We start from the raw sequence: 19235 nt of genomic DNA on the forward strand, positions 1-19235 counted from the left end.
GCGGCGAATGAGTGCCGTTGCCTGGATCGCCGTGGGTTCGCTGACCGCGTGGATGTGGCTGCTGCTGGGCCGGGGGTTCTTCTGGCGGACCGACCAGCGGCTGCCCCGTCGGGGCGTCCCCGACCGCTGGCCGTCGGTCGCGATCGTGGTCCCCGCGCGGGACGAGGCCGACATGCTGCCGGTGAGCCTGCCGTCGTTGCTGGCGCAGGACTACCCGGGCCGGGCCGAGGTCTTCCTCGTGGACGACTGCAGCGAGGACGGCACCGGGGACGTGGCCCGCGCGCTGTCCGTGCGGTACGGGGGGCTGCCGGTGACGGTGGTGTCGCCCGGTGAGCCGGAGCCCGGCTGGACGGGCAAGCTGTGGGCCGTGCGGCACGGCATCGAGCGGGCCCGGACCCGGGAGCCGGAGTACCTGCTGCTGACGGACGCGGACATCGCGCACGAGCCGGACAGCCTGCGGGAGCTGGTCGCCGCGGCCGTGACGGGCGACTACGACCTGGTCTCGCAGATGGCCCGGCTGCGGGTGTCGAGCGGCTGGGAGCGGCTGGTCGTGCCCGCCTTCGTGTACTTCTTTTCGCAGCTCTACCCGTTCCGGTGGGTGAACCGGGCCGGGGCGCGGACGGCCGCAGCGGCCGGTGGCTGTGTGCTGCTGCGGACCGGGGCGGCGCTGCGGGCGCAGGTTCCGGAGTCGATCCGGCAGGCGGTGATCGACGACGTGTCGCTGGCGCGGGCGGTGCGGCGCGGCGGCGGGCGGATCTGGCTGGGGCTCGCCGAGCGGGTGGACAGCGTGCGGCCGTACCCGCGGCTGGCGGATCTGTGGCGGATGGTGTCGCGGAGCGCGTACGCGCAGCTGCGGCACAGTACGGCGCTGCTCCTGGGGACGGTGCTGGGGCTCGCGCTGGTCTATCTCGCGCCGCCGGTGACGCTCGTCGCGGGGCTGCTGGGCGACGATCCGGTGGCCGCGTGGGCGGGCGGCGGCGCGTGGGCGGTGATGACCGGGACGTACCTGCCGATGCTGGCCCACTACCGGCAGTCGCCCTGGTGGGCGCCGCTGCTGCCGTTCACCGCCGCGCTGTACCTGCTGATGACGGTCGATTCGGCGGTGCGGCACCACCGGGGCCGGGGCGCGGCCTGGAAGGGGCGTACCTACGCCCGTCCCGAGGCCGCGCCCGACCGGTGAACGCAGGGGTCATCGGCCGGGGGTCGCAGGGCCGGCCGGACCTTCGGGGGGTTATTTACGGCCGGGTGTCCAGTTCATGCCCCACCCGTATGCGTAGTCGATGGTGCGCTGCGGGCTCACTCCCCGTTCGGGGACGAGGTAGCGGGCCTCGCGCTGCACCGTGAGGTCTCCTCCGTTGTTGGTGAGGAGCGCGAGGGCGCAGACGGTGGACGGGACGGTGCACTCGTCGAGCGAGAAGTCGATCGGTGCGCCGTGCTGGGGCTGGAGGGTGACGGTGGCGTGGAGGTCGGCGAAGCTCCGGGCGCCCTCGTAGATCGTGACGAAGATCAGGACGCGTCTCAGCTCACTCTTGTGGTCGAGGTTGACCGTGAGGTTCTCACCGGTGGCGACGGCGCCGGTGCGGTCGTCCCCGTCGAGATGGATGTAAGGGGGGTGCTGGAGCGCGCCGAACGCGTTCCCCAGCGCCTGGACGACTCCCTTGCGTCCGTCGGTCAGTTCGTAGAGGGCACAGAGGTCGAGGTCGAGGTCCGCGTGCTGGGCGACGGCCCGGCCGAGCTTGCTTCCCCAGCCCTTGAACTGTTTGCGCACTTCCCAGTTGAGATTCACCCGGAGCGCTCCCGAAGTGCCGCCCTGCTTGGCGAGGGAGACCGAGGGGGCGTCCTTGGTGAGGGTCACCTTGGTCAGCCGGACGGGTGCGGGGGCGGGGGGTGCGGGCGGGGTGGCCGGCGGGGTGGGCGGGAACACGGGCTGGGCCGGTGTCCGGTGGTCGGCCCGCGTGGCGCCCTGGTGCTGCTGCGGGGTCCGAGGTTGGTGATACGGCTGGGCCTGTCGGGCTTGCTGCGGCTGCTGCGGTTCGTCGACGGAGATGCCGAAGTCCGTCGCGAGCCCCTCCAGGCCGGATCCGTACCCCTGGCCGACGGCGCGGAACTTCCAGGCGCCCTGGCGCCGGTAGAGCTCGCCGAGGATGAACGCGGTTTCGACCGTCGCGTCCGTGCTGTCGAAGCGCGCGATCTCCCTGCCGTTCGAGGCGTCCGTGACGCGCACGTACAGCCCGCTCACCCGGCCGAAGGTGCCGCCGTCCGCGGAGGCGGCCAGGACCACGCGGTCGATGACCGGCTCGATGCGTGCCAGGTCGACCGCGAGGCTGTCCGTCGTCCCCGTGCCGGTGCTCCGTTTGCCCTCGTGGCGCACCGCTCCGGAGGCGTGGGAGGGCTGGTTGTAGAAGACGAAGTCGGCGTCGTCGCGCACCTTTCCCGACGGGAGGAGGAGAAGCGCGGAGCCGTCCACGTCCGGGGCCCCCGGGGAGGTGTGCCACCCCAGCTCGACCCGCACGGCCTGAGCCGTCACCGGAACATTGGCTCCTTTAGGCATGGTCATGTTTCGCCCCCATCACGAGTCCGGCTGCCCGAAAACCTTTCCCCGACAACCTAATCCCCCGACCGGCGCGGGACCCACAGGGAACCTCGAACGCGCGGGACCCACAGGAAAAACACGCGGTACCCGCCCCGCGTCACGCCTTCAGCGACGGGCCAGGAAGCGCATGTACTCGACCCGGTCGAAGGGATTTCCATCGGTCCGGGCACGGCTCGGCAGGGGGACACCGGCAACTGCCTTGTCACCATCCGCGTAGGACGTCCACAACGCCATGCCGTTCGTCAGCGGCATGAGCCGACGGCGTACCGCGGCCAGCGTGCGGAGCGGGAGCCGGCCCTCGATCACCCACAGGTCGGTCGCCTCCCGGCACGCCTCGACCTCGGCCTCGTGTCTGTTCAGATGGTTGATCACCGGCCCGAAGTGCTCCTCGGGGATTTCCACCCAGAACCGGTGCATGGGCTCGTACACCTCGGTTCCGGCCTCCGCGAGCGCCTGCATCAGGACGTGGGGGGTCACGTCCCGGAAGTGCCCCGCGGCCGAGTAGGGGCGGGCCCAGAACCCGCAGTGGGTCATCGTGACCCGGATGTCGACGACCCGCCAGCCGTGACACCCCTGGGACAGTGCGGACTGCACCGTCTCTTCGACGGCGTCGTGGAACGCGGCGGGCAGGGCTCCCGATTCGACCTCGCGCCGATAGCTGAAGCCCGGGCCCGGCTCCACTCTCAGTCCGACCGTCGCCAAGAAACCGTTCCCGATGATCTCCACGGCGGAACCGCTTCCCGCGGGGCGCTCCAGGTAGACGACGTCCGGCACCTCGAACCCGGCCCTGATGCCGAAATCGTCCGCCAACGTCTGCTGGAGCACTTCCTGCTGCACATGGCCGTAGAGGTGGACGACCGCTTCCCCTCCGGGTCCCAGGTCCGCGCGGATCATCGGATCCTGCTCGGCCAGGGCGAGCAACGCCGCGCGCAGTGCCGGTGCGTTCCTGGGGTCCGTCGGCCGCACCACGACCTCGAGGCCGGGCGGCGGGAACTGACGACTCCTCGACGGGGCCGCTCCGCTCCCCAGCCGGTCTCCGATCCGCAGCTCCGCCGGGCCTCCGACCATCGCGATGTGGCCGGCGGTGAGCCGGGGGTGTTCTTCGCCATGGGGCGCGACCACATGGAGATTCCGGACCCGGTCGCGGAAGAAGGAGCCGTCGGCCTGGTGGACGTCCACCTGCTGCCGCTCGGTGAGCGTCCCGCCGAAGCAGCGGACGAGGGCGTTCTTCTCCCCGCGCTCGTTCCGTCCGATGGCGAACACCGAGGCGGACAGCTCCGGTCCGTGCGACGGCGGCTCCAGCAGCTCCCGGAGCACCGTCCGCAGTCCGTCCATGCCCGCACCGGTGATGGAGGAACCGAACACGACCGGCTGAACCAGGCCGGCGTTCGTCTGGGCCCGTAAGACTCCGAGCAGTTCCGTACGGTCGGGACATCTGTCGGCCACCAGCTGCTCCAGCAGCTTCTCGTCGTTCTCCGCGAGGCGTTCGGCCCACTGCCGCCGGACGTCGGCGCTGGACAGCTCCGCCGGGGCGAAGCCCGCCGCGGGTGTTCCCGGGGCGACGGGGACTCCCATCGCCAGCGGCAACAGGCCGAGTTTGCCGGAGAGTTCGTCCAGTACTTCCAGGCCCGCCGCGCCGACACAGTCGAGCTTGTTGACGAACACGACCACCGGGAGCCGGAGCCGTTCGACGACGCGGTACAACGCCCGGGTCTGCGGCTGCACTCCTTCGGGGGCCGAGATCACCAGGATCACCGCGTCCACAGCCATCAGACCGCGCTCGACCTCGGCAACGAAGTCGGCGTGTCCGGGAGTGTCGACGAGGTTGAACTGGCGGTCCTTGTCCCGGAAGCACGCCACAGCCGCCCGGACGGTGATCCCCCGGGCGCGCTCGATCGCGTCCGAGTCGGTCTGTGTCGTTCCTTCGTCGACACTGCCGATGTGCCGAATGGCACCGCACTCGAACAGCAGCCGCTCCGTCAGGCTCGTCTTTCCCGCGTCGACATGCGCGAGCACACCCAGGTTGAGCACACTGCCGATGTCGCCCCGCGTGTCGTCCCGCTCGTCAGGCCTCGTCACACCAACCGCCCCGACATCGATTCACCCCTGGGCCCCGTGGTGTCCGGTTCGACGCACACCAGTTCCTCGGCCGATCTCATGCCGGCCAGCACACCGAGATAAACCTGGGTGAGGGTCGCGGAGTTCCCGATTTCCTCGTGAAGGGCGAGACGGCTGTCCGTCACCCCGAGACCTGCAGCGGTGAGCGTCGCCGCGTACGACTCCCTGAGCAGCCCGTTCCGGCGCCGCGCAAATTCGGCGAGTGCGGTGTCCACCGACCGGTCCGATCCGCACCGCCCGGCCAGCACCTGCCCCAGAAGTTCGGCCTGCAGGAACGCGTCGGTGATCCCACGGGCGGTGATGCTGTCCTTGTGATGTCCCGCATCGCCCACCAGCGCCCACCCCTTGCCGGACGCCTCCCGGAAGAAGTTCTGCTGGTCCCCGGTGCCGGTCAGGCGCAGTACCGGCTCGGTCTGCCGCAACCGGTCGCCGAGGTCCGGTGCGAGCGCGTCGATCATCTCCAGATGAAACGCCATGGGGTCGGTGCGCGCATGCTCGAACATGGACTGGGGGGCGAAGGTCGAGACGAGCGAGACACCGTCATGGGTCGGGATGACGCCCACGTAGGCGTCCTGGGCCTCCACCAGCCGCACCTGGTCCCCGCCGATGTGCCACCCGGAGTAGTAGACGCAGGTCCGGCGCGCGTCCTCGGTCGTCGTCCGTGCGCCGCACAGCCGGGCAAGGGCCGAACGCATGCCGTCCGCCCCCACGACGACGCGGCTCGTCTCCTGCGTCACGCCCCCCTCGGGGCCGCGCAGCAGCACACCGGACACCCGCCCGTCGCGCCGCACCACATCGACCAGTTTCGTCCGGGCCCTGAACTCGGCCCCGGCGTCCCGGGCCGCGTCGACCACGACTTGGTCGAGCACCCGGCGGCGCGGCGCGACGGCGAAGTCGATGCCCTCGTACGCGGGAAGCGGGCCGGAAACCGTCACGGGCCCGACCGTATGGGACAGACCGACCAGACGGGGGCACCCGGTCTCCAGCAGTGGGTCCAGGATCCCCCAGTCGCGCAGCCTGGCCACACCCGGCTGATGGATGTAGAGCGTGGACATCGTGTCCGAGGGGAAACGTGCCTGATCGACCATCAGGACACGCTGCCCGGATTCGGCCAGCAGCAGGGCGGTGGCCGCACCGGCGCAGCGGGCACCGATCACTACGACGTCATACATGGGCAGTGCCGTTCTCCATCGGTTTCTCCGGCACCGTGGTCACGGCGTCCGCGGTTCGTGTTCCGTGCCGTTGGCCGGGGCCGGAACGAACGGGGGCCTGCCGCCGCGGTGAGGCCGGCCCGCGGCGGCCGGGAACCGCCCGCATCAGTGCCATCCCGACCGGGAGGTGATGACATCGGCGACATCGTCGGTGTGGTCGAGCAACAGGTTGTGGCCACCCGCCAGCCGGTGGAGTTCGAATCCGCCTTCGGTGAACCCGGACCACGCCCCGAAGTCCCGCTCGTCGATCGCCGAGTCGGCCGCTCCGAGGATTCCCACGATGGCGGGCGTGATCACAGCGCCCTCGGCACACCGATGGGACTCGATCGCCTCGTAGTCGGCACGCAGCGCGGGAACGAGCAGTTCGAGCAGTTCGTCGTCCTGGAGGACGAAGTCGGGCACGTACCCGTCGGCGGCGACCCGTTTCATGAACGGGCCGAGGGGATAGCGCCACACCCCGTTCCGGGGAATCCGGTCGGGAGGCTCGTGGGCGGACAGGAACAGCGCGCGCACGTCGGCCTCCCGGAGGCGGCGCACGATCTCGAAGGCCACGATGGCCCCCGAGCAGTGTCCGTAGACGGTGATGCCACGCCCCCGGGCGTGAGCGGAGATCGCTTCGGCGGCTTGATCCGCGATCACCTGCACGTCGCGCAGGGGTTTCTCGTGCAGTCTGGCCTCCCGCGCCGGCAGCCTCACCGCGACGGGGAGGGCGAACCGCCCGATCCGGCGGCACAGATCGCGGACGGCCGCCGCACCGGCACCGGCGTGCGGCACCGCGTAGAACACCTCGTTCCGGGCGGGCGGGGACGTGGACATCTCCACCAGCCACGGGCTGCGCTCCATCCTGGTCATGAACGTCCTTTCCGGCCTGCGACCAGTTCCGCCAGCGCGGCCCGGTCCACTTTCCCCACAGGGGTCAACGGGAACGAGGACACCTCGACGAGATCGTCGGGCACCAGGTGGCCGGGAAGCCTGCGTGCCGCGAAGTCACGCAACGCCCGCTCGCCGACGCCATCGGCGAGGTAGAACGCGGCAAGCCGTTTCCCACCCGGGCGTGGCACCGCCAGCACCACCGCGTCCCGTACACCGTCGAACCGGATCAGGACGCTCCGCACCTCCCCCAGTTCGATCCGGTGGCCGCGGATCTTGACCTGGTCGTCGAGCCGTCCGAGGAACTCGATCAGGCCGTTCCGCCACCACCTGGCCCGGTCCCCGGTCCGGTACATCCTCGCGCCCGGCTCCGGCGACCAGGGGTCGGGCAGGAACTTGGAGGCGGTCAGCGCGGGGTCCCCCGCGTAGCCCAGGGCCACGCATTCGCCTCCGATGTAGAGGTCGCCGGGCACATCCACCGGGCACTGCGACAGTTCCTCGTCCAGGACGTAGTAGCGCGCGTTGTCCATGGGAACGCCGTAGGGCACGCTCGGCCAGGCCGGGTCGATCTCGTCGGCCAAGAAGTGGTTCGACCAGACCGTGCACTCCGTCGCCCCTCCCAGCGCCACCACGTCCGCGCCGGGAAACGCGGCCCTGACCTCGCCCGGCAGTGTCAGCGGTATCCAGTCCCCGCTCAGCAGCACCAGCCGCAGCGGGGCGCCGTCGAGGTCGTCGCGGAGCTTGAGGAACGGCGTGATCATGCCCAGCATCGCCGGGGCGGAGTTCCACATCGTGATCCGCTCCCCGGCCAGGAGGTCGAGGAGCACATCCGGTTCGCGCAGCTCCGCGTCGCCCGCCACCCGTACGTAGCCACCGGCGGCGAGGGTGCCGAACACATCGAACACGGACAGGTCGAAACAGAACGAGGAGACCGCGAGCACCCGGTCATGGGGCCCGACCCCGTACACGCGCCGCAACCACGTCATGAGGTTCACCAGGGGGCGGTGCTGCACCGTGACGCCCTTGGGTGCTCCCGTGGAGCCGGAGGTGAAGATGACATAGGCGACCGAGTCCGGTGACGGCGGGGTTCTCGGGGGCCGTGCCGGTTGGGCGTCGATGTCCGCTCCCGACCAGAACGTCCGCGTCCGGGCCGGGGATTCGGGGTCGTCCACGGTGAGTTCGACATCGAAGCGGTGGCGCAGCGCGCCCCTCAGCACCTCTGCGTCCCTGTTGTGCACGGCCACCCGGGACACCGCCGGAAGCACCTCGGCGATGTTCCGGAAAGCGGTGCGCGGCAGCGCCAGGCCCGCGTGGTCCTCCTCGTCGGGATCGATCAGGTCGCCCAGCACCATCCGGCCGCCCGGCAGCAGCAGCCCGGCTGCCTGCTCCAGGACGCTGTAGAGGTACTCGACGTCGGGAAAGAACTGGACGACGCTCGACAGCACCACGGTGTCGAACCGGCCGCTCACCAACTCACCGACCCGGTGGGCCGGGCCGACGACACCTTCCAGCCACGGGCGGTCCTCGCCGTGGCGGGCCAGCACTCTTCCCACCGATGCCGGGGAGATGTCCATGGCGACATATCTGCCGACGGCTCCGGACAGCTCGTCCACGAGCTCGCCGGAGCCGCAGCCGATCTCCAGGACCGACGGGCGCCCGGGGGCACCGGCGCAGACCAGTCGTGCCACGTGCTGCCGGTACGCCTCCAGGTCGGAGAGTTCGTAAGCGACCGTGCCGCGGGTGTTGAACCCGGCGGCACGGAGGCGGTCCGGGTCCTCCGCTATGTAGTCGAACAGATCGACCAGCGGCGGTTCGTCGATCGCGGCCCCGGCCGTGTACTCACCGGGCATTCCCGGGCAGACCACGCCGCGGACCGAGGCCACGGTGGCGGCAAGGCGCTGTGCGGCCCGTTGCTGTCCTGGTCCCGAGACCATGCACATGACGTCGAGTTCGCTCAGCAGCCGCTCCGCCCGTATTCGCGGCCATTGGGGGTCGATCGGCACATAAGCCGCCCCCGTCTTCAGGACGGCGACCAGGGCGACCACCGCCCAGACGTCACGTCCGCTGTACAGCGCCACGTACTGCCCGGGGCCGGCCCCGACGGAGGACAGCAGTGTGGCCAGGCGGTCGGACGCGGTGTCGAGTTCGCGGTACGTGAGCGTCCGCCCGTGGGCGTCGCCGGCCGCCGGGGCACCGGGGTTCCGGTCGACTGCCGCACGGATCAGGTCGGGGACGGTGACATGGTCGGGGAACGGCGCGAAGGTCTCGTTCCATTTCGGGTCCGGGCGCATCATCGACACCTGCTCCCCGCCTGTTCCGCGACAGCCCGCGCGATGCCGTGGACGGTGGGAGTGGCGAAGAACAGACGCAGGGGCAGGCGAACCCCCACCTGCTTCGACAGGTCGGCCATGACCTTCGCCACCAGGAAGGAGTTGCCGCCGACGGCGAAGAAGTCGGAGTCGGGGTCGAAGTCCGAGTGTTCGAGGACTGTCTCCCAGGCGGAGTGCACCATCGACGTCAGTTCACCGGTGTCCGGTTCCACTTGCTCGGTCATCAGCGGTCCCCTTCCTGTGCGGTCCTGCCGAGGTTTCGCGGGGCGAGCCGGATCGGGAGGCGTACGCCACCGGCGACGGACTCCAACTTCTCTGCCTCCGGCCCGAGATGGGTCCTCAGGGCGTCCAGCAAGGTCCATGTCCGGCCGGGTGGCAGTGACAGCTGCCTCGGCTCCTGCGAACCCTCCCCGCCGGGAAGGGAGAGCCCGAAGTGACCGTCCTGGGCGTCCGCCGGGCCGGCCCACACCTCCAGCGCGGCGGAGCCGATCCCCGGTTCGCACCCCACCCGGACCTTCCATCCGCGGCGGGCGCCCAGGTCCCACAGCGCCTCCGGGTCGACGGAGTCGCCACCCGGTCCGGCCAGCCGGGAGTTGCTCAGGCCCCGCCACACCGCGGGGCCTCCTCCCGCGTCCATGTGCCGGGCGACCGCTTTGGCCGGTGGGCCGCTGCCGCCCGGCTCCGACGGACCCGGCACGGGCGGCCGGCAGCCCAGGTGGAGAACTGCGTCGAAGCGGAAGACCGACATCTCGTTGTGGTAACGGCCCCTCCTGGGCGCGGCCTCGACGGCCGTCACCGCGTCGAACGTGTTCGCCAGGGACCTCACGTGGTCCGGTGACAGGCTCAACTCGAAGTCCCGTCGCTGGTGCCGTTCGAGGTCGAAGTCCGCCTTCGTCTCCCCCGAACGCCGCCGGTAGTAGGAGGGCATCAAAGTGGCGTCGCGCAGGTCTCCGAGGAAGATGTGTCCCCCGGGAGCCATCAGCCCGATCGCTGCGGAAAGCACCTCCTCCAGGTACTCGGTGCTCGGGAAGTACTGGGCCACCGAGTTCAGGACGACCGTGTCGTAACCGGGTCCGTCCGAAGCCGGGAGCTCCTCGTGCGCGGCACCGTGGTGGACGCGCACCCGCGTCCGTGACCCGCGCCGCTCCCCCAGGGACCGCAGCACCTCGACCGAAGCGAGCGCGAGATCGGTGGCGACGTACTCGTCGAGGTCCGCACCGGCCAGCAGCTCGTCCATGACCAGGCCGGTCCCCGCGCCGATCTCCAGCACTCTGCGCGGTCGGAGCGCCTTGACACGACCGACCGTCGCCAGCACCCATTCCCGCATCTGCTCCGCCGGTACCGGCTCGCCGGTGAGGCCGTCGACCCAGCCGACGAGCTGCGGGGCGCCGCAGTCGCCTCCCCGGTCGGCCCCCGAGTCGTAGAGGTCCTCGAAGAGATACGACCACCCTTCCACCGTCTCGGTCACGGATATCTCCGGGACCACCTCGATCCGCACCTCCGGTCCCGGCACCACCCGTGCCGACGCCACCTGGGGGTGGGAGGCGAGGAGACGGGCCCAGAACTCCGGGCCGTCGCCCGGCCCGTCGGCGGTCATCACGCCATCTCCGATGCCGGGCGGCCTTCGGCGGCCAGCCGCTCGAAATACCCGCGCATGGCCGCGAGAAGCTCTCTGATGCGGCTCTCGGGGTACCGGTCGGTGCTGTAGGTGATGGAGTACCGGAGCTCCTCGCCCGTCACCATCGCGCCGATCTCCAGCTCGTGCGGGCGAGGCATGCGCGGAGCACGGTCGTGTTCGGGGAATCCCGCGAACCTCAGGGCGGTTCCCGGGCGCTCGCCGGAGGTGACCGCACCGAGATATGTCACACCCACGCGATTGCGGCTCAACGGCAGCTCCCGGGTCATGAACGTGAGGAGTCCGTGTCCCAGTCCGCCCCCGGGCACGCTTCGCAGAACGGAACCCACCGCTTCCAGCCCCCGTCTCGGCACGGGATCCGGAGCCGGCAGCGTCACGGGGAACAACGCGGCGAACCAGCCGACCGTCCGGGACAGGTCGATCGATTCGGCGATGTCCTCGCGGCCGTGGGTCTCGAAGTCGACCAGCAGGGGTTCCCCGTCGGTCAGCGGCCGCAGCCCGGCCGCGGCTCCGGCGAGCACGATCTCGGTGAGTGTCGCCCCGGTCGCCGCGGTGACGTCGAAGCGCAGACAACGCGTGGTGGCCTCGTCCAGGGAGTCGGCCAGGGTCGTCTGCGAGGCGACGTCGTTCCTGCCGTCGGGGCGGTCGACCCGTACTCGGCTCGACGCCGACTCCATGACCTTCCGCCAGTAACCGGCGTCGGACCGTGTCTCTTCCGAGACGGCGACTTCCTCCAGTGCCATGCCCCAGTCCCGGTAGGACGAGTGCTGTGGAAGGAGCTCGATCTCCTGTTGCCGGGCCAACTGCTCGCAGGCGGTGGAGATGTCGTCGGCGACGATGCCCATGGAAGCCGGTTCCATGATGAGGTGGTGGGCCGCGATCAGCAGTTTTCGGTGTCCTCCGGGCAGGGTGAACAGCGCGCAGGACACCAGCGGCCCGTCAACCAGACCGATCGAGGACTGGCAGGTCTTCACCGCACGGTCGAAGGCCGACTCCGACCGTTGCGGTGTCATCCTGGAGAAGTCGAAGACCCGCATGACGCCAGTCGGTGGTGCCGCGTCGTAGGACTGTGCCCACTCGCCCGTGGACGAGCGGTGGAACCGCAGCCGGAAGGCGTCGTGGTGGGCGAGTGCCGTGTCGATCGCGGTACTCAGATGCGCCTCGTCCACGTCGGGGGCGACATCGAACAGGTTGCTGTAGTTGTAGTGCCCCGCTTCCGGTGCGGGCCCTGTCAGGAACCATGACTGGATGGGCAGCAGCGGGGCCCTGCCCATCACGCGGGCAGCCGTGAAATCCGTCCGTGCCGCGCCGCTCCGGCCGGGTCCGCCGGGCGTTTGCGCGACCAGCAGTGCCGCGAGGTCGGTCACGGTCTGTGCCACGAACATGTGCCGGGGCCGCATGGAGTAGCCGGCCCGCCGCGCGGCGGCCACCACGCGCAGACCTACCAGGGAGTCCCCGCCGATGTCGAAGAAGTTCTCGTCCGCATCCAGCGACGGGATTCCGAGCGTCTCCTTCCAGATGTCGAGCAGTACGGTCTTGGCCTGCTCCAGCTCCTCCGGGGGCGCGACGGCCGCAGGCGCCGCCTGCACCGTGTCCGCGCGCCGGGGCCGGGCCGGAGCCTGCCGGACGGCGCAGCTCAGCTCGACCTCGTCGACCGGTCGTGCGGGGTCATCGGCCAGCGCCCGGAGAATCGCCGTCAGATCGGCGGCGAACGCCTCGCCCCACGACTGTTCCCACAGGTCGGCGGAGAAGTCCACGACACAGGCCAGGCGGTCCCCCTCTTCGTGGAACGACGTGGCGATGTCCAGGGCACTGCCCTCGGCACCCGAGTCGACGGTGCGGACCTCGATGCCTTCCGGCTCGAACTCAGGTCCCTGCGGTTGCAGCGTCACCGCGTGCTGGAAGAGTGGGTGGTGGGACAGGCTCCGGGCAGGTGTCGCCACCTCGACCACCCGCTCGAACGGCAGCCGGTCGTGCCGGTAGACGTCCAGAGCGCGTCGGCGTACCCGGGCGATCAACTCGACGAAGGTGATGCCCGGCTCGTAGTCCGACCGGTACACCAACTCGTTCACCAGTGTGCCGATCATGGGGTGCGTCACCGGGTCGTGGCGGCCCGACGTGGCGCCTCCCACACAGAAGTCGGTCTGTCCGCCCAGGCGTCCCAGCAGGACCTGGTAGGCGGCCAGGAGCAACATGTAGACGGTTGCCCGCTGCTGTCGCGAGCACCGGCCGAGGCGGGTGGTCGACTCGGCGTCCAGATAGGTCCACACGCGGTTGCACTTGCCGCTGAGGGCCGTCGGCCGTGGCCGGTCGGTGGGAAGCCGGAGGTTCGGGGGCACCGGCGTCAGGGTCCGTTTCCAGAACTCCTCCTGCGCCCCCGAGGCCGCGGTGGGCTCCCTTCGCGCCTCGATCTCGGCATACTCGCCGTACTGCACGGCGAGCGGCTCGACGGGATCGACCGGTTCGCCCCGGTGCCGGCGGTATCCCCGGTCGAGTTCCCCCAGCAGTACCCCGCACGACCACCCGTCGAAGATGATGTGGTGGAAACCCAGTAGCAGCAGGTGGTCCTCGTCGCCGCGGCGCACCAGGAGACCGCGGGCGAGGCCGGTCCCGAAGTCGAACGGGGCGTTCGTCTCCCGCTCGACGGCCTCGCGCTCCCGACGCGAACGCTCGGGCTCCGGGCAGTCGCCGAGGTCGAGCCATCGCAGCTCGAAGCCCGTGTCCCCGACGATCTGGACGGGTCGCTGTCCACGGACCTCGATGGTCGAGCGGAGGATGTCGTGCCGGTTCACCACATCGGCCAACGAGCCCCGGAGCGCCGTGACATCGAGTGGCCCCCGGAGATTCAGGTGCACGGGGAAGAGGTACATGCCCGCGTCCGTGTCCAACTGGTGCAGGAAGAACAGGCGCTCCTGGGCACGGGTCAGCGGATGGACGCGCTCCGCCGCAGGTTCGGGTTTTCGCATGCGTAGGTCCTCAGAGTCGCGGGCGGACATCGTTGCTCCTGCCGTCCGGCAGAGCCGGGCATCCGGCGCCCGAGCGAGTACGAAACGATCATGTGGTGGCCGTCGGACCGGGTGTCCCACCGGTCGCTTGCGGGGCCGTCGGTGCTTCGGTGGCCCCCGTCGCGGGGGCGGCCGCGGCGTCGACAACGGCGGCGAGTTCCGTGAAGTCCTCCGCCCCGAGGAGGTCGGCCACGTCGACCTTCCAAGCGTGTTCGCGCAACAGCTCGGTCTGGATCTGCATGGCCGACAGCGAGGTGCCGCCCAAGCCGATGAAGGAGTCGGCCGCGGTCACGTCCTCGTATCCCAGGGCCCGGCCCACCACCGCCAGCAGCGCGGTCAGGGTGTCGTCCGCGGGGCCGGACGGAAGCGGCCGGCCGACGGGGGCGCCGAACCAGAACGAGTCCTCGTCGAACGGGTACAGCGGGAGGCCGACGAGAACGGGGGGCGGGCCGGTTTCGAACAGGTCGTGCCATCGCACCTCCTTGCCGGTCACGTACGCGTACGCCAGGGCCTCTTCCGGGGAGTCGGGGTCGCCGCACGGCCCTTCTGCGACCCGGACACCGGGCAGCTCCGCCCACGCACGGTTGTCCGTACCGGCCAGGGTCCGGCAGGTGCGGGCGAACTCCGCGCGGTCGCGGGCGAGGATCGCGACACGGTGTCGGTGGTGCTCACGTCCGTTCCACAGGCTGAAGGCGAGGTCGCGGGAGTGGCCGGCACCGGTGTGACCGCCGTGGGCGGCCATCAGCGCGCGCAGGGAAGCCCGCGTACGCGCCGAGACGGGATACACCAGCACACCGGAGTCGCGGCCCGGCGTCTCCGCGACGGATTCGGTCTCCTGGCGCGGCGCTTCCTCCAGCACCACATGGACGTTGGTGCCGTTGAACCCGAAGCAGCTCACTCCGGCGCGCAACGGTTCCCGGGACCGGGCACCGGTACGCAGGTTCCACCGCGTGGTCGGCACGAAGACGGGTGAGTCGAGGAAGTCGATGTGCCCGTTGGGTTCCTGGAGGTTGACTGTCGGGGGAACGGATCCGTGCTCCAGTACCAGCATGGTCTTCACCAGGGCGGAGAGTCCGGCAACGCCGTCGACCAGATGTCCGATGTTGCCCTTGACCGACCCGATGGCGATGAACTGACGTCGCCCGGTGTGACGTCGCACCGCGTCCGTGATGCCACGGATCTCGATCGGGTCGCCCAGGGCGGTGCCCGTACCGTGCGTCTCCAGGTACGACAGGGCTTCGGGGCTCACGCCCGCACGCCGCCACGCGTCCAGGAGCAGTTCCGTGTGCGCCTTCGGGTTCGGCGCGGTCATCATCGCCGACGCACCGTCGTTGTTGACGGCCGAGCCTCGGATGACCGCCCGGACCCGGTCCCCGTCCCGCACGGCGTGTTCCAGTGGTTTCAGCAGAACGGCCACGGCGCCTTCGCCGCGGCCGATGCCCGTTCCATGGTGGTCGAACGGGCGACAGCGGTGGTCGTCGGACGTGATCCCGGCCGCGTCCATGAGCCGGCCCTCCGACGCGAGCGGCAGCGAGAAGATGTTGACGCCACCGACCAGTGCCGTGTCGCAGTCGCCGTTGCGCAGGCCGAGGCAGGCTTCGTGCAGCACGAGGAGGGACGAGGCGCAGGTCGCGCTGGAGACGAACGCCGGGCCCCGCAGGTCGAACAGGAAGGACAGCCGCGACGCGGCGAACGAGGGGAGGATGCCCGGCACCGCCGACGGCGTGATCTCCATCAGGTCGCTGGAGTAGTCGCCCAGGGCGGCGGAGACATACACCCCCGTACGGGTTCCGCGGATGCGTCCGGCCCGTCCCGCGTCCTCCAGGCAGTGGTAGGCGACCTGGAGAAAACGGCGCTGCTGCGGGTCCATGAGGCGGGCGTCGGCCGGGGTGACGCCGAAGAGCTCCGCGTCGAACCGGTCGATGTCGTCCAGCCATGCGGCGTGGAGGAAGGAGGGTTCCGTGTCCGTGCCGGTGAGCACCGGCTCGCACAGCTCGCGGCGCCGGGCGGGGGCGGGCTCCACCCGGTCCTCACCCGCTACCAGGACGTCCCAGAACCGTTCGTAGGTCGCGGCGCCGGGCAACTGGGCGGCCACACCGATGACCGCGACATCACCGGAGGGCCGGGGTTCCGGTTGTTTCTCCGCGCCGGCGGACCCGACCGCGTCCAGGAGTTCCTGCGCGGTCCGGCGATCGATGTGCCCCCGGGCGAGGAGCCCCATGACGGAGGTCATGAGATCGGTCATGTCAGTGCCTCCTGGTGCGACGGGGAGGGTTCGCCACGCAGTCGGGTCTCCGCGATGTGCCGCAGGGTGGCGCGGGCCTCGGTCCTTTCGGTCAGATAGAAGTGCCCGCCCGGGAACACCCGTTCGCGCACGGGGTGCGCGAGCGCCTCGGCCCACTCCTCCGGCTCGTCCGGCTCGGCGGAAGTGTCCTCCCGCCCGTTCCAGAGTTCGTAGTCCGCCTCGGGAACAGGAAGCGTCGCCTCCAGACGGTAGGAGTCCATGAGCAGCATGTCGTCGCCGAACGTCCTGATCACGCCCGCGAGCAGTTCCGGATCGTCGAGGACCGCCGCCGGGGTTCCGCCGTAACCGGTCAGGTGTGACAACAGAGTCTCCCGGGATCGTCGCAGCGGCGGTGCGGGAAGGGCGGCAGCCGCCGCAGCGGCCCTGCGGGGCGAGGGGGCGCTGGACACGATCACTTTCCTCACGTGGTCGCGCCGGCCCCGCGGCAGGCTCCGGAGCACGGAGTCGCACAGCAGGCCGCCGAGGCTGTGCCCGAAGAAGATCGTGGGGCGGTCCAGCAGCGGTTCCACCTGCCGGGCGACCGCACGGCGTGCCTCGTCGAAGGTGGCGAACGGCGCATCGCCGTCGCGGGCTCCCCGCCCCGGCAGGTCGATCAGTACCGACTCGGCCCCGTCGGGGAGCTCCGACGCGAGCGGCAGCAACGAGATGCCCGAGCCCCCGGCGTGCGCGAAGAAGAACACACGAAGTCCCGGCTCGCGCGCGGAGCCGGCCGTGAGGTACCCGTTGCGCATTTCGACCCGCAGGTTCGAACTCACCGAGATAGCTCCTTGTCCCTCTGGGCGCCTTCTTGAACGGTCGGTTCGCTCCACCGCATCGTGCCCGTGACAGGCGTGCGACCACCCCGGCCCGTATCAGACGGCCGGGTGACGGAATTCTGGGCGGAAGTGGACGGCTATGAGCTGGGAATCGAATAGGAATGAATGCATGTGCGCGGCGCGGGTTGCCCCCTCAGAGGCTTTGCCCGACTCCGCTGCCGCTTTTCCATCGTGCGAGAAACATGAAGATTCTCCCTGACACCTCGTCCTGTCCGGGCGGCAGTGCCCCTGACATCGGTCGCCCCCCGGATGGATGCTTCAACGTCTACCTCACCGACATCAGCAGCCGCAAGCAACTCGCGTTATCGATAACGCCGTTCGGGTCGCCCATATGGCCCATGACCAGGCCTGGTGCGGCGGCCCGTCCGGTCCGGAACATTTCGGTCGGCGGAGCAGCGATCGGACACGAACGGCCGTATGCACCCACCGCTTCTCGCCATGATCGTGCACGCTTCCGTAACACCGTTATCCACCCTCGGACTTGAGGAAACATTCCTGTCGGATTTATCTTACGGACCACTGGATTCCGGGCCCTGTTCCGGCGCCCCCACTCGCACGACGAGCGGTCCGCACCCCAGGCCCGCGGTCGATCGGAGCCCTGCACAATGCCTGGTCACAGCTTTACCGAGGGGCTCCCGCGACGCCACGCAGGCATCGGCGGGGCCGGGGCCGAACCCCTCTCGGGCGACCGCCCCCTTTTGGCCACCGCCATGCCTGCCGTAGGGTGCGGCGAACAGCAGTTGCGTCAAGCCATTCCGTGATCCCTGGAGTTCGTGAGAAATTACGGTGACGGACCCGGCGTGCATACTTCCGGACAGAACGGGAAGAAACGGGGGCGGGCAGCAGGAAAGTTCCGGGAAAGCGACAAAGGGCACAGCAGCGGCCGGTTCTTCACCCTTCCGTCTCCCGTTTCGTGGCGTGCGCCGCATGGCAACTCCTCAAGGGCCCGACAAGGTTCCGGCCTCTTGGCTCCCTTTCACACACACCGCCTGCACGGGAGTGGAAGCTCCGCTTCCTCGGTTTCAAAAATTGACTCACTATTGAATTGACCATGCTCATAAGTAATTCAAGGGGTGAGGGTACCGTGAGCAAGGAAGTCGATCCCGAAGGAATCGGGAACGATGGTTCGGAATACTTGATCAGGCTCCGGGACAAGGGCCTTCGGGAAGCGCCCGTGGTGCTCGTGGCCGTCGACCGGTTGTCCGTCACCTCCACGCCGCGCTCCGGCGGTGAGGATGCGGAATACGTGTATCAACTCGCTGAAGCCGAAGCGCAGTTGCCGCCAATCCTCGTGCACCGACCGACCATGTCCGTGATCGACGGCGCCCACCGGCTCCGTGCGGCCCGGGTGAGGGGTCATGGGGTCATCGCGGTTCGGTTCTTCGACGGAAGCGAGCAGGACGCCGCTCTCCTCGCCGTCGCCCTCAATGTGGCCCAGGGCCGCCCGCTCTCCCTGGCGGAACGGACCGCGGCCGCCGAGCGCACGTTCCTTTCGCACCCCCACTGGTCGGACCGGGCGGTCGCGGCGGTGGTGGGGCTGTCGCGGTCCAAGGTGGCCCAGGTCCGGCGGGACACGGCCGAAGGGGGAGACTCGGCCTGCTTCCGGGTCGGCCGCGACGGGCGCATCCGGCCCCTCAACGCCGCTCGCGGCCGCGAACTGGCCAGCGAACTCATCAGGATGAATCCGGATGCCTCCTTGCGTCAGATAGCGAAACGGGCGGGAATCGCTCCGGCGACCGTGGCCGACGTACGGTCCCGGATGAGGCGCGGCGAGGATCCCGTCCCGCCCAAACTCCGCCCCCTGATGGCGGAGAACGGCACGACGCAGTCGCAGCCGGCCCAACAGTTCGACCGGCTCCCGGCCGAACGGAGAAACCGGGCGGCCCAGCAGGGCGGCCTCCCGGGCGAAACCCGAAGCGCCCCGTCCTCCGCCGTGTTGAAGAAGATCGTCCACTCCCTGTATCGCGATCCGTCGCTCCGTTTCAGCGAATCGGGCCGCAGCATGCTCCGGCTCTTCGAGATGTGCGGGCTGATCGCGGAGGACCGGAGCTGGCTCACCGCCCATGCACCCGCCCACTGCCGGGAGTTGATCACCCACCTCGCGGACGGATACGCCGAGGCATGGCGACAGCTCGCCGAGGAACTCCGCCGGGAGGACAACGCCCAGGAATTACAAATGTCATGACCTCGTCATTCGGTGGTGCGGTGCCGCGCTCGCCCGGCCGCACCACCCGTACCGATGGCGGGGCCGCCCGCGCGAACCGAGGGCCGTCCCGTCGTGCCCGGCAGTCCCGTGCCCGGCTTCGGACGTGGTACGTCACCGGACGAAGGGACGTCCGCGTCCGGGGGTGT

12 protein-coding genes are annotated in these 19235 nt (G+C 70.1%); 2 read left to right on the forward strand and 10 right to left on the reverse strand.

Going from position 1 to position 19235, the window contains the following annotated elements:
* Nucleotides 1-7: 7 nt before the first annotated feature.
* A complete protein-coding gene (locus tag OCT49_RS02555; protein ID WP_283850260.1) occupies nt 8-1180 on the forward strand; it encodes a glycosyltransferase in 1173 nt (390 codons plus the stop codon).
* A gap of 51 nt (nt 1181-1231) precedes the next feature.
* On the opposite strand, the gene OCT49_RS02560 is transcribed toward OCT49_RS02555, so the two are convergent.
* From OCT49_RS02560 to OCT49_RS02605, 10 genes are all read right to left on the reverse strand, one after another.
* A complete protein-coding gene (locus tag OCT49_RS02560) occupies nt 1232-2551 on the reverse strand; it encodes a TerD family protein (protein ID WP_502963446.1) in 1320 nt (439 codons plus the stop codon).
* A 147-nt stretch (nt 2552-2698) separates the two neighbouring features.
* Nucleotides 2699-4672 (reverse strand): elongation factor G, encoded by a 1974-nt coding sequence (locus OCT49_RS02565; protein ID WP_283850262.1) that lies wholly within the window; start codon nt 4670-4672, stop codon nt 2699-2701.
* Nucleotides 4669-5883: an NAD(P)/FAD-dependent oxidoreductase gene (locus OCT49_RS02570; protein ID WP_283850263.1), complete on the reverse strand. Its 1215-nt coding sequence runs from the start codon at nt 5881-5883 to the stop codon at nt 4669-4671. The genes OCT49_RS02565 and OCT49_RS02570 overlap by 4 nt, the downstream gene beginning before the upstream one ends.
* Before the next feature lie 144 nt (nt 5884-6027).
* Complete coding sequence (locus OCT49_RS02575) at nt 6028-6774, reverse strand: thioesterase II family protein (RefSeq protein ID WP_283850264.1); 747 nt, start codon at nt 6772-6774, stop codon at nt 6028-6030.
* A complete protein-coding gene (locus OCT49_RS02580) occupies nt 6771-9086 on the reverse strand; it encodes an amino acid adenylation domain-containing protein (protein WP_283850265.1) in 2316 nt (771 codons plus the stop codon). The genes OCT49_RS02575 and OCT49_RS02580 overlap by 4 nt, the downstream gene beginning before the upstream one ends.
* Nucleotides 9083-9346 carry a phosphopantetheine-binding protein gene (locus tag OCT49_RS02585; protein ID WP_283850266.1) on the reverse strand — a complete coding sequence of 88 codons (264 nt, stop codon included), beginning with the start codon at nt 9344-9346 and terminating at the stop codon, nt 9083-9085. Before OCT49_RS02585 ends, OCT49_RS02580 begins: the two co-directional genes overlap by 4 nt.
* Nucleotides 9346-10719: a class I SAM-dependent methyltransferase gene (locus tag OCT49_RS02590; protein ID WP_283850267.1), complete on the reverse strand. Its 1374-nt coding sequence runs from the start codon at nt 10717-10719 to the stop codon at nt 9346-9348. The genes OCT49_RS02585 and OCT49_RS02590 overlap by 1 nt, the downstream gene beginning before the upstream one ends.
* Nucleotides 10719-13724 (reverse strand): condensation domain-containing protein, encoded by a 3006-nt coding sequence (locus OCT49_RS02595; RefSeq protein ID WP_283850268.1) that lies wholly within the window; start codon nt 13722-13724, stop codon nt 10719-10721. Before OCT49_RS02595 ends, OCT49_RS02590 begins: the two co-directional genes overlap by 1 nt.
* An 88-nt stretch (nt 13725-13812) precedes the next feature.
* A complete protein-coding gene (locus OCT49_RS02600; protein ID WP_283850269.1) occupies nt 13813-16008 on the reverse strand; it encodes a type I polyketide synthase in 2196 nt (731 codons plus the stop codon).
* A complete protein-coding gene (locus OCT49_RS02605) occupies nt 16005-16823 on the reverse strand; it encodes a thioesterase II family protein (protein WP_283850270.1) in 819 nt (272 codons plus the stop codon). Before OCT49_RS02605 ends, OCT49_RS02600 begins: the two co-directional genes overlap by 4 nt.
* 1366 nt (nt 16824-18189) lie before the next feature.
* On the opposite strand from OCT49_RS02605, the gene OCT49_RS02610 reads away from it, so the two are divergent.
* Nucleotides 18190-19068 (forward strand): ParB/RepB/Spo0J family partition protein, encoded by an 879-nt coding sequence (locus OCT49_RS02610; RefSeq protein ID WP_283850271.1) that lies wholly within the window; start codon nt 18190-18192, stop codon nt 19066-19068.
* The last annotated feature ends 167 nt before the right edge of the window (nt 19069-19235 follow it).

Origin of the sequence: Streptomyces sp. ML-6 (genome assembly GCF_030116705.1) — a bacterium.
GTDB lineage: Bacteria > Actinomycetota > Actinomycetes > Streptomycetales > Streptomycetaceae > Streptomyces.

Bases quoted from the DNA above. Each gene is read 5' to 3' on its own strand.
- OCT49_RS02555 (WP_283850260.1), top strand. From the start codon at position 8: ATGAGTGCCGTTGCCTGGATCGCCGTGGGTTCGCTGACCGCGTGGATG.
- OCT49_RS02560 (WP_502963446.1), bottom strand. From the start codon at position 2,551: ATGCCTAAAGGAGCCAATGTTCCGGTGACGGCTCAGGCCGTGCGGGTC.
- OCT49_RS02570 (WP_283850263.1), bottom strand. From the start codon at position 5,883: ATGTATGACGTCGTAGTGATCGGTGCCCGCTGCGCCGGTGCGGCCACC.
- OCT49_RS02575 (WP_283850264.1), bottom strand. From the start codon at position 6,774: ATGACCAGGATGGAGCGCAGCCCGTGGCTGGTGGAGATGTCCACGTCC.
- OCT49_RS02580 (WP_283850265.1), bottom strand. From the start codon at position 9,086: ATGATGCGCCCGGACCCGAAATGGAACGAGACCTTCGCGCCGTTCCCC.
- OCT49_RS02585 (WP_283850266.1), bottom strand. From the start codon at position 9,346: ATGACCGAGCAAGTGGAACCGGACACCGGTGAACTGACGTCGATGGTG.
- OCT49_RS02590 (WP_283850267.1), bottom strand. From the start codon at position 10,719: ATGACCGCCGACGGGCCGGGCGACGGCCCGGAGTTCTGGGCCCGTCTC.
- OCT49_RS02595 (WP_283850268.1), bottom strand. From the start codon at position 13,724: ATGCGAAAACCCGAACCTGCGGCGGAGCGCGTCCATCCGCTGACCCGT.
- OCT49_RS02600 (WP_283850269.1), bottom strand. From the start codon at position 16,008: ATGACCGATCTCATGACCTCCGTCATGGGGCTCCTCGCCCGGGGGCAC.
- OCT49_RS02610 (WP_283850271.1), top strand. From the start codon at position 18,190: ATGTCCGTGATCGACGGCGCCCACCGGCTCCGTGCGGCCCGGGTGAGG.